Origin of the sequence: Acinetobacter sp. TG2027, from assembly GCF_000302435.1 — a bacterium.
Lineage (GTDB): Bacteria > Pseudomonadota > Gammaproteobacteria > Pseudomonadales > Moraxellaceae > Acinetobacter > Acinetobacter pittii.
The window spans coordinates 1-16,710 of sequence record NZ_AMJN01000048.1; the positions used below are offsets into that span (position 1 = coordinate 1).

Genomic DNA, 16,710 nt, shown 5'->3' on the forward strand with positions numbered 1-16,710 from the left:
AGTTTTTAAAAACTGCTTAACTAACTGTCCAACTTTATGGGGTCAGATCATTCCACCGTAGAGGGGGCACGAGGGGCTAGACACTAAAGGTATAAAACCTTTAATGCTTCTATGAGACGGTCTGCGACAACCGACTGGCAATGTGGCCAGCATGCGAAGAATAGTATTCAACTCTCTTACAGTCAAGCACACAAAATGACATTTGTTTTAAATTAGATCATTAAAAAGTAAGGGTAAATAATTAAAATTTATTATTAATTTAGGGTTTATAAAGTAACAGAAGTTAAGAATAGATTAGAGATTTATAGGTTTATTGATTTGGGTTTGTGCCCGTATTTCGTATAAGGGGTACTATATTAATTATTGAAAATTTTATAATATTAATAATGAATCTCTAAGGCTAAAAAATTTAATGCTAACGAACACTCATCAAGACTATATAAATAAGGTAAGTAAAATACTTGAAAATTTGGAAGAAAAAGGAGAAATAATGATTCTTTCACAATCTTCAGAAATAATATCGAAACTGATAATCCACTCAATTGCAGAAGAAACACTAGAAAAGAGATTAGAAAGTGATTTTATTATTGAATGTGATATTCCTCACTTACTCGATGCTATATCATCTCAGTTAAGTTCAATATTTAAAGAAGATAAAGAAAATTCAGATAAAATAGTGAATAAGTTTTATCATAATTTATTACGTAGATTGACTATGCAGCAAGTTGCAGAGCTTTTACACCATGAAGGCGCTTTTGAAATAGCCTTGCGATCATACTATTCCATAAAGTTGGGGAATGAAGATTATTTAGATTTAAACTATCTTGATTGGCGAAAACAATATTATTCTCAACTAAAATAACAAGAAGCTTTATATAAAATAAAAGATTTTTTCTCCCGTTTCGCCACAGAAAGACACGAGTGGTATTGCTGTTTGCTTTTCATTCTATTTATTTCAATTTATAAAAAATATATAATATTCTCAATAGTTTTTTAATTATCTATTACATTCAATCAAGATCATATATTTTCAATAAAGAGAATAAAATGCAAGACCAAGCTTTAACCTCTCTTCCTCAAGATGTAAATGAGGATCAAAATATTACAACTCCACCAATTTCACATTCAGGAATTCATCATTTTAAATTTCATGGGAATGCCTCAGAATATTTTGGAATCTGGATCGTTAATATTCTTTTGACTATTATTACCTTAAGCTTATATGCGCCTTGGGCTAAAGTTCGTCGCTTACGCTATTTCTATGGTAATACAGAATTTTTTGAACGCCGCTTTGATTTTACAGGGATTCCAACCAAGATTTTGATTGGACGTTTAATTGCATTAGGAATTTACGTCGTTTTTGCAATTTCATCACAGTATTCAATGATTGCGACTGTGGTTGGACTAGTTGCATTATATGCAGCAGTACCTTGGCTAATTCGCGCTACTTTGCGTTTTACTGCAAGAAATAGTAAGTTCGGCAACGCACGTTTTTATTTTGGTGGAACGATAAAAGAATCTTATAAAGTCTTTCTTTTGAGTATATTGGTATATATTTTCACTTTAGGAATCTTTACACCTGTAGCTATTTGGCTATATAAAAAATATTATCTTAACAACTTATATGCTGGACAATTAAATTTTAAATTAAACGCGAAATGGTCTGCATATATGGCTGCAGTTTATATACCAGTTTTTATTGCAATTGGTATAATTGCTATTTTTTCAATCATTTACTTTGCTATAGCAGGAACAATTTCTGGGTTCTCACCGAACATTATAGTCTTCGGAATATTTACGGTATATGCATTTATTGGATTATTTATTTACCCATTAATTGCTGCTCGTATTTTTATTACGACATGGAACAATACTACAATTGGGAACAGTCAATTTAAAACAGACTGTAACCAATGGCGTTTCGCATGGATTGTAGCATCGAACTGGATTGTAAAAATCTTATCCATAGGTTTAATGTCTGCTTGGGCTGCAGTTCGTATTCACAAATACCAGATTGAATCGATGAGTTTAATTTTATTAGATGATCCAGATCAAATGATGAATCTCGCTCAACAAGAGCAAAGTGCTTTAGCTGAAGAAATCAGTGATATTTTTGATATCGACATCTCTTTATAATAATCTGAGTTTAATAATTTATGTCCCACGCAGTAGATATCACTTTCTATGATGGCCTAGTGTCTAAACCATACCCCGCTCAGATTTCAGCTCAATCTGAATCTGAAGTTTTAATTCGGTATGGTGAGCAATTAGAACTTCAGCGTCATTATCAATATTCTGATATGAAATTGATTGGTGCGCTGGGACAGTTACACCCAGTGATTGAATTATCTGATGATGCACGGATTGAATTTCATAGTGCATTACCTGAATGGTTTAATTACACAACTAAAAAGGTTCAACATTCGATCTGGAAATTTGAACGTTCTCCGGGTCTTATTCTTTTTAGTGTAATTTTTGTGATTACTTTTGCGATCAGTCTAGTCAAATGGGGGGTTCCTGCAACGTCCCATTATCTTGCTTTTCAATTACCTGAGAATACTTTAAATAAACTAGGTGATGAAGCCGAGAATTATGTATTAAATAATTGGACTGCACCCAGCCAATTAGCACAAACTCAAAAAGATCAAATTACTAAACAATATTTGAATACTGTTGCTGAAAACAAACCAGCCAAATTAGTCTTCCGTAAAGGTGATCAGTTAGGGGCAAATGCTGTAGCGCTACCCAATAATACGATTATTATCACAGATGAACTAATCAAATTGGCACATACGAATCAGGAAATCTTAAGCGTATTAGCCCATGAACAAGGCCATTTGGTTTATCGCCATAGTTTGCAACAAGGGTTAACGAGTTTAGGTCTAAGTATATTATACATTGCAATGACAGGAGATAATTCAGACTTATTTACGTCCTTACCTGCCGCTATGATTGGTGCAAATTATTCACGTAAATTTGAGTCCGAAGCCGATCTATATGCTTTACAGCTGATGGATAGGAAGCATATCGAAGTCTCCCACTTCGCAAATTTCTTACAACGTTTAAGCGATACAACGGAAGAAGGTCTCGATAAGAAAAATCAGTCCACCCCACCAACTTCTCAAGAAGAATCTTCAGCTAATAAACTATCTACAGCTGTTCTTGATGCTTTATCCTCACATCCTGCAACCGAAGAGCGTATTCGAATGGTTCATGATTTTGAGAAAAAACAGAAAGGTGCATAAAATAATTTATAGGTACACAGAGTCTATCTAGAAAATTTATGGTCTTTAGGAAGTGGAGCATCACATGGTTGATCCGTCTTTACATTGACCATTTTCACAGGCCCATCATTGTAGATTGTTACCTTACAGCCTTTTACGACATATTCCTGTTGAATACCACCGTACATTTCATCCTCAGAAACAGGAGATGCAACGTCACAAGCCTCGTCAGCACGGCATATATCCTCTTGCCCACCTACAGCTTCTGCTCCAGCAGCTTCCATTACATCTACAGCACTCTCCTGTACTTCAGCATCTACAGCTTGTATCTTTGCTGCATACGTATTTGAAAGATTTATCATAAGAAAAATTGCAAGAAATAACTTACTACAGTGATTTATTAGATTCATGAACTATCCATACCTATTAATTGAAATTCGGTACATATCAGGCGATTTTAATTTGCAAGTTAGTGATGCAAAGGGCTTAGTATTATAAGGAGCTATTCTACCCATAATTATACATATAGCAGCAATAGTCGTCCCGAAAGAATTCATCAAACAATTACAAGATATTGACCATTATGATGGTGCATTAACTACACAATATAAAATTAAACTGAAATCAAAATCTGTCTAACTCAATCCAAATTTTTATGTAGGTTAGAATGAGGGGGTAAAATAATAGATATAAAAAAAGCCCCTGCTATTAACAGGGGCTTTTCGAATTTGGCGGAAGCGGTGAGATTCGAACTCACGGAGGACTCACACCCTCGTCGGTTTTCAAGACCGGTGCATTAAACCGCTCTGCCACGCTTCCATGTGCGTAAGAATACAAAGCTTATTCATTTTATTCAAGAAAAATATCATCGCTTTGTGTTCAAGTGCATATTGTTTCATCAATTTTACAGTTGAGCAGCCAATTCTGCTCCTTCTTTGATCGCACGCTTCGCATCTAGCTCTGCTGCAAGCTTTGCACCACCAATAATATGGTAGTTCGCTATAGTCGACTCACCTTCTTTTGGCATCAAGTCTTTTACCGACTCTTGACCTGCACACACCACCACAGTATCTACACGTAAAAGCTGGTCTTGACCATTGTGCTCAATCCAAAGCCCTTCATCAGTGACTGCTTTATATTGCACACCACGCAGCATACGTACACCATGCTTTTTAAGCTGTGCACGGTGTACCCAACCCGAAGTCTTGCCAAGACCAATACCAAGTGGTGTGGTTTTACGTTGTAGTAAATAAATTTCACGGATTGCTGGTTCAACTTCTGGCGGCTGCATACCACCTTCAGAAACATAGTTCGGATCTGGATCTACCCCCCATTCACGTTGCCAATCTGCCAAAGGTTGAGGCTGTGGTTGATGTGCCGGTTTAAGTAAAAACTCTGACACGTCAAAACCAATACCACCCGCACCAATCACTGCAACTTTTTGCCCGACTTCTGCCCCTTTTAAAACTTGAGCATATGAAAGGACTTGTGGTGCATCACTTCCTTCAATTTTTAATGCACGAGGGATTACACCTGTTGCAACAATCACTTCATCAAAACCTTCGCGTTCGAGCTGCTCACGATTTACGCGAGTATTTAAACGTACGTCCACCCCTGTTTTTTCGAGTTGGACTTTAAAGTAGCGGATCGTCTCGTGAAATTCTTCTTTGCCTGGTACAACTTTGGCAAAGTTAAATTGACCACCTACATCCGAAGTTGCCTCAAACAGCGTCACTGCATGGCCACGGCTTGCCGCAACAGTTGCCGCCGACATACCCGCTACTCCACCGCCAACAACTGCAATTCGCTTAGGCTGTTTAGTCTTTAAATAGACCAGTTCAGTTTCATGGCCTGCACGAGGGTTAACCAAACAAGATACACGCTTATTTTTAAAAGCATGGTCTAAACAGGCTTGGTTACATGCAATACAGGTATTAATTTCATCAACGCGGTTAGTCGCAGTTTTATTTACCCAAAATGCATCGGCCAATAAAGGACGTGCCATTTGAACCATATCTGCTTTGCCAGTTGCCAAAATTTCTTCGGCAGTTTCAGGCATGTTAATACGGTTTGACGCAATAATCGGAATAGAAATATGTTGTTTTACATGAGCAGTGTAGTCGACAAAAGCTGCACGAGGCACAGATGTTACAATGGTCGGCACACGAGCTTCATGCCAGCCAATGCCGGTATTTAATAAAGTCACCCCTGCTTTTTCTAAAGCTTTGGCTACAGTCACCACCTCTTGCATGGTGTTACCGTCATGAACTAAATCGAGCAACGACAAGCGGAAACAAATAATAAATTTCTCACCAACTTTTGCACGAATCGCCTTTACGACTTCGACCGGAAAGCGCATACGGTTTTCAATTTCACCGCCCCAACGGTCAGTACGCTGGTTCACATGGCTGCTTAAAAACTGGTTAATGAGATAACCTTCCGAGCCCATAATTTCAACGCCGTCATAGCCCGCTTTTTTGGCAATGTCAGCACAATGTGCATAGTCATCAATCGTACTTAAAATATTTTTTTCAGAAAGCTGACGCGGTTTAAATGGTGAAATTGGCGATTTGATCGGACTAGAAGACACTGCAAAAGGTTGATAACCATAACGGCCAGCATGCAAAATTTGCATTAAAATTTTTGAACCATGCTTATGCACAGCATGTGTAACCAGACGGTGCTGTGGAATATCGGTTAAACCATTCATGGTTCCACCCATGGGTAGTAGCCAACCTTGACGGTTTGGAGAAATCCCCCCAGTCACAATCAGGCCCACCCCACCTTTTGCACGCTCTTCAAAATAAGCTGCCAGTTTTGGGTAATTGTAAAAACGGTCTTCAAGCCCCGTATGCATGGAACCCATCACCACACGGTTTTTAATAGTGGTAAAGCCTAAATGTAATGGTTTTAATAAATTGGCGTAACTTGTCATGCTGCGTCCCAATAATTTTTTGCAACTTGTTGCATAGTACTTTAATACTTTTTTGATAATTTTGGATGACCATGCAAAGAAATTTATCGGAGCTTATGGTCAATCCATTTATTTAAGAACAATACTTCATTCACTTCTTCTTATTCTATAAATAGCCTTATATTTTTTATCAAATTAAAACTTCAAATCAGAACAAGTGAATTAATGCTTTTTTTGCGAAAAAAAGCACCATGAATAGTGCTACAATAGCCGCCATTCAGAATTCTCAAGACCGCCTATATGGGGTCTTTTTCATAAATGTTAGGATTAGCAATGACTGATAATGCAACTATCTTGCAGCATGTACCAGTAGGCAAAAAAGTTGGGATTGCCTTCTCCGGAGGCCTAGACACTTCAGCTGCCTTATTGTGGATGAAACAAAAAGGCGCAGAACCTTATGCATATACTGCAAACTTAGGTCAGCCTGATGAAGATGACTACGATGCAATTCCAAAGAAAGCAGAACAATACGGCGCTGTAAAAGCTCGCTTAATTGACTGCCGCTTACAACTTGCGCTTGAAGGTATTGCTGCGATTCAGTGTGGTGCATTCCATATCAGTACAGGTGGTGTTCCTTATTTCAATACGACTCCACTCGGTCGTGCAGTAACAGGCACAATGCTAGTTACCGCAATGAAAGAAGATGACGTAAACATCTGGGGTGACGGTTCAACTTATAAAGGTAACGATATTGAACGTTTCTATCGTTATGGTTTGTTGACTAACCCGAATCTTAAAATTTATAAGCCTTGGTTAGATCAAAACTTCATCGATGAGCTCGGTGGCCGTGCAGAAATGTCACAGTTCCTGATCGACAACGGTTTTGACTACAAAATGTCAAAAGAAAAAGCGTACTCGACTGACTCAAATATGTTGGGTGCGACTCACGAAGCAAAAGATCTTGAATACCTAAATGCTGGTATCAAAATCGTTGACCCAATTATGGGCGTTGCTTTCTGGAAAGATGAAGTTGAAATTACACCAGAAGAAGTGACTGTACGTTTTGAAGAAGGTGTACCTGTTGCCTTAAACGGTCAAACTTTTGACAATCCGGTTGAGCTTATTCTTGAAGCAAACCGTATTGGTGGCCGTCATGGTTTAGGTATGTCTGACCAAATCGAAAACCGTATTATCGAAGCGAAATCTCGTGGTATTTATGAAGCACCGGGGATGGCCCTTCTTCATATTGCTTATGAGCGTTTGGTTACTGGTATTCATAACGAAGATACGATCGAACAATACCGCATTAACGGTTTACGTTTAGGTCGTTTACTTTACCAAGGCCGCTGGTTCGACTCTCAAGCACTTATGTTGCGTGAAACTGCACAGCGTTGGGTTGCTAAAGCGATTACTGGTGAAGTGACTCTTGAGCTTCGTCGTGGTAATGACTACACCATCATGAACACTGAATCTCCAAACTTAACGTACGAAGCTGAACGTTTAACAATGGAAAAAGGCGATTCAATGTTTACGCCAATGGACCGTATTGGTCAGTTGACGATGCGTAACCTCGACATTACCGATACACGTGCAAAACTTGGTATCTATACAGATGCTGGTTTGCTTTCAATCGGCCAAGGTTCTGCTGTGCCACAACTCGATAGCAAGAAAAAATAATTTTCTTAATTAATAAAAAAGCCACCGACACAGGTGGCTTTTTTATTTCAAGCACTAGAGTTTAAACAAGTTCTGCCGCATCCAAGGGTTGATAATAAATCTGGTTACGTCCAAGCTGCTTAGCTCGGTACAAAGCTTGATCCGCAGCATGAATTAATTTTTCCTGATTTACTTTAAAACCTTCTGTATAAACAGTAAAACCTAAACTAATCGTGACATGCTTAGAGACTAAAGATGCTGCATGAGGAATCGCTTGTCGCTCAATCGCTTTATAAATATTTGCAGCGACGGCATAGGCGCCTTGAGCAGGTGTTTTCGGTAACAGTACGACAAACTCTTCTCCACCATAACGAGCAACAAAATCAACATGTCGAATCGAATTTTTAATTGCAGCGGCAATAGATGAAATGACTTTATCCCCCATTTGGTGTCCATAAAAATCGTTATAATTTTTAAAAAAATCGATATCAATAAATAAAACAGCCAATGGGCGCTTTTCTTGCTTTGCACGATAGTAAAAGAAATCGAACATCTCATCAAAAGTACGTCGATTTGAGATATTCGTCAGTGCATCCTGCTGGCTTAAATGAAGCAATTCAGATGCCTCAATACGTAAAATCTGTTCGTTAAGCTCAGCAAGCTGATTATTTAAAAAAAGGCTTCTTTCTCTTGAGGTAAGCATCGTACTAATTGAAAAACCTAAAATACAACTTCCAAACAGCGCTCTTCCCAAAGCAATAAAATCACAATTCGCTTGCCATAAAATCAGTAGGGAAAAAACACAAAAGGCTGCTGTTAAACCTACATAAAGCATATGTAGAGGCTTTATTCCGCTTAAAATAAATCCCAGCATATATAAGAAGGAAAATAGTAACATTGACTGGTTTTTAAGAGCGACATTTCCTACGCTAAGGAGCAACATTGCATTGATAATAATGGTCAAAAATACAATGCCACATGCAGCGATATAAAAATATTCAGTGAGTTTTTTAAACTTTGCAAAAACCCAAAATAACAGCAGTGCACAAGCAATATTAATTGCGCTAAGTAAACAGTAAATAAAATCCCAAGTAATATAAGGTACGCCTATGACCAAATAGTCTGTAGGTAGAGCCAGCAATATGAAAATGAGATAGGTTAAAACGCCACTTGCTAAAAACTTTGAGATATTCTGTTTTGTTCGCTCAAGATTTAGACACCAGAATTTTTTTTCTAATTGATGTGGCAGAGGTATATTGGCATAACGATGGGTATGTAGAGTTACTAAATATTCTATTTCTTCTTTTGCTTTGAGTAATTCATGTACATTTCCCCTATTTGCCACTACTTGATTCCTGCCTCTCACACATTAACAAAATATAACATTATTTTTTAAGGCCTCTGGCGCTTTATTTTGCCATTTGTCCGTAATTCTCGTTACCATTTTCACACTTTATCGATTATCATTTGTTTTATTTCGAAGTTTGAACTGCCTTGGACTCTATTACCCTGCTCCAGCCAGATGACTGGCATGCACATTTACGTGATGGTTTAGCATTAAAACGTACTGTACCTGATTTGGCCAAACAATTTGCTCGTGCGATCTGTATGCCAAACCTTGTTCCACCTGTAAAAACTGTGGAAGAAGCATTGGCTTACCGTGAACGTATTCTTGCTCATGTTCCAGAGGGTCTTAACTTTGACCCACGTATGGTGCTTTATTTTACTGATTTCACCTCACCAGATGAAGTTCGTAAAATTAAAGAATCTGGACATGTAAATGCCATTAAACTTTACCCAGCAGGTGCGACCACCAACTCTGATAACGGTGTAAGTGACATTCGTAAAGTTTATGCAGTCATTGAGCAACTAGAAGAGCATCAAGTTCCGTTATTACTTCATGGTGAAGTGACTCATAACCACGTTGATATTTTTGACCGTGAAAAACGCTTCTTAGATGAAGTTTTATCACCGTTATTAAAACAGTTTCCAAAACTTAAAGTGGTACTTGAGCACATCACAACAAGCGATGCCGCACACTTTGTTTTAGAACAAGACCGCAATGTGGCTGCAACAATCACGCCTCAGCATTTATTATTTAATCGTAATGATATGTTGGTTGGTGGTATTAAACCGCATTTCTATTGCTTACCAATTTTAAAGCGTCAAACTCACCAGACCACTTTGCTTGAAGTTGCAACGAGCGGTAACCCTAAATTTTTCTTGGGTACAGATAGTGCTCCTCACTCGCAAAATGCAAAAGAAAATGCGTGTGGCTGTGCGGGCTGTTATAGTGCGCCTAATGCAATTGAACTTTATGCTCAAGCATTTGATCAAGTAGGTAAACTAGAACGTTTAGAAGGTTTTGCTAGCCACTTTGGCGCAGACTTCTACGGCCTACCACGTAATACTTCTACGATTACTTTGGTAAAAGAAGATAACCTCGTTCCAGAATCTTTTGATTATTTAGATGATCAAAAAATTATCCCGCTGCATGCCGGGAAAACGCTGCAATGGAGAAAAGTGTGACACAAGAAACCTCTGTCCCGGTCATTGGCCAACGTTTTCGTGGCTTCTTACCTGTTGTTGTTGACGTTGAAACGGCAGGTTTTAATGCCCAGACAGATGCATTGCTAGAAATTGCGTGCATTCCAATTGTGTATGATGCTCAGGGACAATTTGTCCCTGGTCCAGCATTTCATGCACATATTAACCCGTTTGAAGGGGCTAATCTCGATCGCCGTTCACTAGACTTTATTGGTATTGATCCATTCAATCCAATGCGTATCGCAATGGCTGAAGATGAGCGCACTGCATTACGCCGTATTTTTAAATCGGTGAATGAAGTCCGTAAACAGCAACATTGTACACATGCTGTCTTAGTGGGCCACAATGCGCATTTTGACCTTGGTTTTGTACAAGCAGCAATTGCGCGTACAAGCACAAAAAACCAAAACCCATTTCATAGTTTTTCAGTGATGGATACGGTTACTTTAAGTGCTGTTATGTTTGGACAAACCGTGCTTGCGAAAGCGTGTATTCAAGCTGGAATTGAGTTCGATGGCAAAGAAGCACACTCTGCTTTGTACGATACTCAGAAGACTGCTGAACTGTTTTGCTATATTTTGAACAAACTGTCACCTTACCTCCTTGACAGTTTGGTGGCGGCTTCTTAAGATACCGCCATCCTCAACGTCCCTATCGTCTAGAGGCCTAGGACATCGCCCTTTCACGGCGGTAACCGGGGTTCGAATCCCCGTAGGGACGCCATATTCACTTATACAAGAATATATCTACACTATCTATTATATTTAAATTTATTTAATATATATAACACATTATAATTTTTAGAAAGAACCTCAGACTTTTATTAGATATACCATAAGTCTTATCAGGATTAATAAACTAACAACAGTTAATATATTTAAGCTAACTTTGTATGAATTTAAATCTAATAAAAATTCTTATTGAAATGGCTAAATCAAATAGTAATAAAAATTAATTTTTTAGAATAAAAACTTTCTTCCCCTAGAATTCAATCTATTTTAAGATAAAGATCACATTTGCATTATTCTTTTTCATAAAAAAAGTGACTTAACTTATTAAATAATTTAAAATAAAATAGGATCAAGGTATGTGTGACCTCACACCATCTATAGTTCTTCTACTAATAGATGTAACTGATTTTCAGAAGATCTATTGATTTTCTAGATTTGGCAACAAATCTGATTCTCTTATAATTATAAGAGAATAATATTTACTTACTTATAAATATACCTTGATCTTCTAATAATTTAATAGGAACTGCCATGAGTAAAGCAGATAACGTTTGGTGGACTCGAAAAGCCAAAATAGAAAATGAAGCTCGACTCCTAAAATATGATTTTCACGGGCAAATTTTACTTCTTTGGTATTCTTTCTTTTCTGTTGCAATGTCTATTTTAACCTTGAATGAGAGTAGTTTTTTAAAAAGCATTATTCAAAATGGTGAAGTTGATGCTAAGTTACTTGTTGTATTCAGTGTATTATCTTTATTTGTTTCTACTTTTGTTATTAGCCAAAATTTTAAAGAGAGAGCAGCAAAAATTAAATTTTGTTATGAGCAGCTTAAAATTTTATATGTAAAATTAATAGATAATGAGAATATTAACGATATTGAAAAAAAATTATTTGAAGAGTATGAAAATATTTTAAAAAGTTGTGAAAATCATTTAGAAAAAGATTATATAACAGCAAAAGTAAATTTATTTTTATCAGTTAAAGATAAAAATAAAGTAAATCCACACCCTACCGGTTATGACTTCTTAAGATTTTACTGTAATAAAATTACATTTTTAGTTATAATTTTATTTATATATCTTTTTCCTATTTTAATTTTATTTTTTATTTAAAATATGTCCAATATTAAATTATTTCATACCTTTATTTCAAGAGATAATCTTGAAAAAACTTATTTTGATAAAATTTTCTATACTACAGCTATGGGTGTTGATAATATATCACCCTCTGCATTTAATAAAAAATATATTCAAGAAATAGAATTAATAAACAAAAAAGTTACAAATAATACTTATAAAATTTCAAAGTATAAATTAAAATTAATTAGCAAAGGGAAAAATAAAATACCACGAGACCTATATATACCTACGATTAGAGATCGGCTTCTTCTAAAAGTTATTAATGATTTTCTCTTAACCATCTATAGTGAAGATATAAATCAAAAACTTCCGCAAACTGTAGTTCGAGAAGTTAAAGAGCAACTTTCTTCTAAAAATTATGATACTTATTTAAAAATTGATATTCAGTCATTTTATCCCTCAATAAATAAAGAAATTTTAGTTAATATTATAAAAAGAAAAGTAAGAAGCAATACTTTTATAAGATTAATAAATCAAAGTTTAAACCCTAAAAATTTAAAAGATATTAACAGTATTGAGGGTGTCCCTCAAGGGCTATCTATTTCAAACACATTGGCACATATTTATTTAATAGATATTGACAAGCATTTTATATCTCAAAAACACTTAAGCTATTTTAGATTTGTTGATGACATTCTAATTTTCTGTAATGAACAAAATATAACTGAAATTAAAAAAGATTTACAAAACCTTTTTCACAAAAAGCGTTTAAATATCCATCCTTTACAACACCATGGAAGTAAGTCAAAAATAGGGAAAATATCTTATGATCCTTTTGAATATCTAGGTTATAAATTTATAGATAATAAAATTACTATTCGTGACTCTTCAATAAATAACTTAAGAAATGGCCTTGTTGAAATATTTACAGCCTATAAATATGCTAAAAACAAAAATATTGATTTCCTTAAATGGAAATTAAATTTAAAAATCAGTGGTTGTATACATGAAAAAAAGTCCAAGGGTTGGATTTTCTTCTATTCGCAAATCACGGATATTTCATTAATTTATGAACTAGATCATTTTGTTAAAATATTAATTTTAAAGTTTAATGTAGGTGAAATTTTAGGTGAAATTAAAAAGTTTTCGACTACTTTTTTTGAAGTAAATCATAATTTGAATAATACAAAATATATTCCAAATTTTGACAAAATTAATTTAGATAAAAAAATTAATATGCTTGAAAATTATTTCAATTTTTCTTGCAAAAATTTAACAGAAGAAGAAATAGATAATGAATTTCAAAAAAGGATTAGAAAGCAGATTAGTAAACTTCTAATAGACCTCCGAGATTTCTCTTGAATTAATTATACTTCTTAATTCTTGTTGTTTAATTTTTTGCCATTTGTATTTCCAAATAAAATACACTTATACATATATATCACCGATCCAGTATTTCCTTTACATAGATTTACAATATAATAATTCTTATTTTTATACTTATATTTATTATCAACAAGGTTTTAAATGGATCTTAAGCTTCGCCTCCTCTCCCTGAGCATCGCTCAACTCTGTTGTATCTCAAGTACTTTCGCAGAAACCAATAATTCCTCAACAACGCTCGCTACCATTAAGATTAAAGCCCAACAAGCTGCCGACCAAGCTTATAAAGTCGATAGTTCAAATAGCGCAACACGTAGTGAAGTCGCATTAAAAGATACGCCTCAATCCGTCAGTGTAGTAACTCAAAAAGTAATTGAAGATATTGGCGCAACACGTTTGATTGAAGCGCTTGATTTAGCTGGCGGTGTGACTCGTGCTAATAACTTTGGTGGTCAAGGGTTAACAGGCTTTAACCTTCGTGGTTTCACTAGCGGTGAATTTTATCGTAATGGATTCCCAATTAACCGTGGTTATCCAAATGCTCCAGATAGCAACACTATTGAACGTGTAGACGTTTTACGTGGACCCTCTTCTAGCTTATATGGTCGTGGTGACCCGGGTGGTACGTTTAACTTAATTTCTAAAACACCAAAGTCTGAACAACAAACCACTTTAGGTGCTCAGCTTAACAGTGAAGGTTTATATCGCACTACGGTAGACACAACAGGTACTATCCCGAATGCAGAAAATATCGGTTATCGCCTAAATGTGATTTCAGAAGGTGGTGATAGTTATCGTGATCATGTCGAGTCCAAACGATATGGAATTGCACCAGTCATCCAATGGCAAGCTTCTGACGCAACAAAAGTTACTTTTGAAGCGGATATATTACGAAATCAGCATCCACTTGATCGTGGCCAAACACGTTATGCAGGCCAGAAGTCTTTTAATAGTTCACCCGAAACCTATTTGTGGGAAACAGGTAAATACAACAACCGACTCTACAATGATAACAATATGACTCAATTACGAGTCGAGCACGACCTTGGGAATGACTGGAAGCTGAATGCTGGCGTGCAATATTTAAATGGCAAACTGCATGGCTATGCAGTAGAGGCAAATGGCATTCAAAATGACGGAGAAACATTAGGGCGAAATTACAACTATCGCGAATTAAAATGGCAAGATACCGATGCCCAAATTAACTTAACAGGTAATTTCCAGCTTTTAGGATTAGCACATACCTTAGTGACTGGGCTTGAATATGAAAATTATGATTACAAGTCATACATTATTCGATCAAGTGGTGATGTCGGTAGTTATCCTATTAATATTTATAATCCTGTTTTAGGCCAACCGCTACCTGAGCTTAATCGGGTTACGACACATGATCGTGAAAACTTAAAAACAACCGCCCTTTTTGTACAAGACCAAATCGATTTAAATGAGCGCTTAAGCGCGCTACTGGGTTTACGTTTTGAGCACTACGAACATGATTACAAAAACCTATTACCGAATACTGCAAATTGGGATACTAGTCACAATGCATTTATTCCACGTTTAGGTTTGGTTTTTAAAGCTCGTGATGACCTTTCAATCTATAGCAATGCTGCAAAATCTTTTAAACCAAACAATGGTGCTAGCCGTAATGGAGAAGGTTTTGACCCAGAAGAAGGCATGGCTTACGAGTTAGGCTTTAAATGGCAAGCACTCGACAATATGCTATCGGTTGACTCTGCTATTTTTTATGCAAAAAAAGAAAATGTCTTAACTCTAGATCCTGTAGATTCAGCCTATAAAGTTGCTGCTGGCGAAGTTCGTAGTCAAGGTATTGAGCTAAATATTGCTGGGCAAATTACTCCAGCTTGGAAAATTATTGGTGGATATGCCTATACAGATGCAGAAGTCAGCAAAGACAATACTTTGAAAAAAGGAACCACCTTAGCCAATATTCCAAAGAATAGTTTTAATCTTTTAAATATCTATGAGTTTCAGGATGGTCCTTTACAAGGTTTAGGTCTAGGAATTAATCAAAAATATATTGATAAGCGTGCAGGACAAACAGCAAATAGTACTTACACCATGAAAGGTTATGCGGTTACAGATTTGGTTTCTTACTATCAAGCGACACCAAAACTTCGTCTTACCTTAGATCTGAAAAATATTTTTGACAAAGTTTATGATGAAAGTGCTTTCAATTTATATGCTTATCCGGGTGAATCACGTACGGTTCAATTGGGTATGAGCTATACATTCTAAACCGAACTATAAAAAGATCTGATATACGCTAGTCTCTTCAAGGCGACAAACTTGTAGGTCAGATCTCGTTAGGGATATCAAACACTAAAAAGCCACTCCATTTTTAAGGCAGTGGCTTTTTATTAAGCTACTTTTATATAAAAAATATAATTTACTGATTTATAAATATTTTTATAATTAAATTATGTTCTATACTCAACATAGATCAAAACTATAATTTAGACATGACATGCAAATTCGATTATTTCACTTAAAAAATTCGCGCTCTCAACGCATCATTTGGTTTTTAGAAGAATTAGAACTCAACTATGAGCTCACTATTAAAGATCATTCAGTTATAAGCAAAGATAAAAACTCACCTCATCAATTATCAAAACTTCCAACTATCGAAATTATTGAACAAGGAAAGACTTCAGTCTTAGCTGAAACCTCAGCAATCCTAGATTACCTATCTCATTTACACCCACAATTGGGACCGAATAGCCTATCAAGCCAACAACTCCAAAATTTTTATTATTGGAAAAATTATTGTGAGGCAACATTCATTCCTGATTTAGTACTCAAACAAATCTTTCACCAAATTGCACAACGTACACCTTTTCCGATCCGTTTCATTCCTAAACTTTTAAAATATGGATTCGATTAAGGCTATCTCAATCAATCACTACAACAACAAATGAGAATGATTGATGAACATTTAGAGCATCACTTATGGTTTGCCGGAGATCAGTTTACTACTGCTGATATTTTGATGTGGTTTCCATTACTAGGTTGCTCACCAAATTATAGACAGTTTAAACATATAAACCGTTATCTTGCCCAAATAGAAAACAGACCTGCCTTTAAAAATGCTTTAATTAAAGGCCGATGGTCTGCTTCTACATTTAAAGCTTACTGGACTAAGGCTTGGTAATTT

12 protein-coding genes, 2 tRNA genes and 1 pseudogene are annotated in these 16,710 nt (G+C 35.9%); 11 read left to right on the plus strand and 4 right to left on the minus strand.

Annotation, left to right across the window (positions count from 1 at the left end; all coding sequences use genetic code 11):
* Window positions 1–412: 412 nt before the first annotated feature.
* The 3 genes from B806_RS0112935 to B806_RS0112945 all read left to right on the plus strand — a co-directional run bounded on the left by B806_RS0112935 (window position 413) and on the right by B806_RS0112945 (window position 3,245).
* Window positions 413–862 carry a hypothetical protein gene (locus B806_RS0112935; RefSeq protein ID WP_017403133.1) on the plus strand — a complete coding sequence of 150 codons (450 nt, stop codon included), beginning with the start codon at window positions 413–415 and terminating at the stop codon, window positions 860–862.
* 185 nt (window positions 863–1,047) lie between these two features.
* Window positions 1,048–2,136, plus strand: coding sequence for a YjgN family protein (locus B806_RS0112940; RefSeq protein ID WP_017403134.1), 1,089 nt, complete (start codon window positions 1,048–1,050; stop codon window positions 2,134–2,136).
* A 20-nt stretch (window positions 2,137–2,156) separates the two neighbouring features.
* Window positions 2,157–3,245, plus strand: coding sequence for a M48 family metallopeptidase (locus B806_RS0112945; RefSeq protein WP_025466702.1), 1,089 nt, complete (start codon window positions 2,157–2,159; stop codon window positions 3,243–3,245).
* A 23-nt stretch (window positions 3,246–3,268) separates the two neighbouring features.
* Here the strand turns inward: B806_RS0112945 and B806_RS0112950 are convergent, their stop codons facing one another.
* From B806_RS0112950 to B806_RS0112960, 3 genes are all read right to left on the minus strand, one after another.
* The gene (locus B806_RS0112950; protein WP_014206119.1) at window positions 3,269–3,586 is read right to left on the minus strand and encodes a hypothetical protein; all 318 of its coding nucleotides are present in this window, start codon (window positions 3,584–3,586) and stop codon (window positions 3,269–3,271) included.
* Between the two features lie 367 nt (window positions 3,587–3,953).
* Window positions 3,954–4,043: transfer RNA gene (locus tag B806_RS0112955), tRNA-Ser, on the minus strand.
* 85 nt (window positions 4,044–4,128) lie between these two features.
* The gene (locus B806_RS0112960; RefSeq protein ID WP_017403136.1) at window positions 4,129–6,159 is read right to left on the minus strand and encodes an NADPH-dependent 2,4-dienoyl-CoA reductase; all 2,031 of its coding nucleotides are present in this window, start codon (window positions 6,157–6,159) and stop codon (window positions 4,129–4,131) included.
* Window positions 6,160–6,456: 297 nt separating this feature from the next.
* Here B806_RS0112960 and argG point away from each other — a divergent pair, with 297 nt between their 5' ends.
* Window positions 6,457–7,815 carry an argininosuccinate synthase gene (argG, locus tag B806_RS0112965; RefSeq protein ID WP_014206117.1) on the plus strand — a complete coding sequence of 453 codons (1,359 nt, stop codon included), beginning with the start codon at window positions 6,457–6,459 and terminating at the stop codon, window positions 7,813–7,815.
* Window positions 7,816–7,876: 61 nt separating this feature from the next.
* Here argG and B806_RS0112970 read toward each other — a convergent pair whose 3' ends face one another.
* Window positions 7,877–9,139 carry a diguanylate cyclase gene (locus B806_RS0112970; RefSeq protein WP_017403137.1) on the minus strand — a complete coding sequence of 421 codons (1,263 nt, stop codon included), beginning with the start codon at window positions 9,137–9,139 and terminating at the stop codon, window positions 7,877–7,879.
* A 149-nt stretch (window positions 9,140–9,288) separates the two neighbouring features.
* On the opposite strand from B806_RS0112970, the gene pyrC reads away from it, so the two are divergent.
* From pyrC to B806_RS0113005, 7 genes and pseudogenes are all read left to right on the plus strand, one after another.
* Window positions 9,289–10,323, plus strand: a complete 1,035-nt coding sequence (gene pyrC / locus B806_RS0112975; protein ID WP_005070491.1) for a dihydroorotase — start codon at window positions 9,289–9,291, stop codon at window positions 10,321–10,323.
* Complete coding sequence (gene rnt / locus B806_RS0112980; RefSeq protein WP_002117536.1) at window positions 10,308–10,970, plus strand: ribonuclease T; 663 nt, start codon at window positions 10,308–10,310, stop codon at window positions 10,968–10,970. The genes pyrC and rnt overlap by 16 nt, the downstream gene beginning before the upstream one ends.
* Before the next feature lie 18 nt (window positions 10,971–10,988).
* A tRNA-Glu gene (locus B806_RS0112985) sits at window positions 10,989–11,064 on the plus strand.
* 539 nt (window positions 11,065–11,603) lie between these two features.
* The gene (locus B806_RS0112990; protein WP_017387180.1) at window positions 11,604–12,185 is read left to right on the plus strand and encodes an SLATT domain-containing protein; all 582 of its coding nucleotides are present in this window, start codon (window positions 11,604–11,606) and stop codon (window positions 12,183–12,185) included.
* A gap of 3 nt (window positions 12,186–12,188) precedes the next feature.
* Window positions 12,189–13,514: a reverse transcriptase/maturase family protein gene (locus B806_RS0112995; protein ID WP_017403138.1), complete on the plus strand. Its 1,326-nt coding sequence runs from the start codon at window positions 12,189–12,191 to the stop codon at window positions 13,512–13,514.
* Between the two features lie 165 nt (window positions 13,515–13,679).
* Entirely contained in the window at window positions 13,680–15,794 is a 2,115-nt protein-coding gene (locus B806_RS0113000; RefSeq protein ID WP_017387178.1) for a TonB-dependent siderophore receptor, read from the plus strand.
* 229 nt (window positions 15,795–16,023) lie between these two features.
* A pseudogene (locus B806_RS0113005) lies at window positions 16,024–16,707 on the plus strand (glutathione binding-like protein).
* Window positions 16,708–16,710 lie beyond the last annotated feature (3 nt).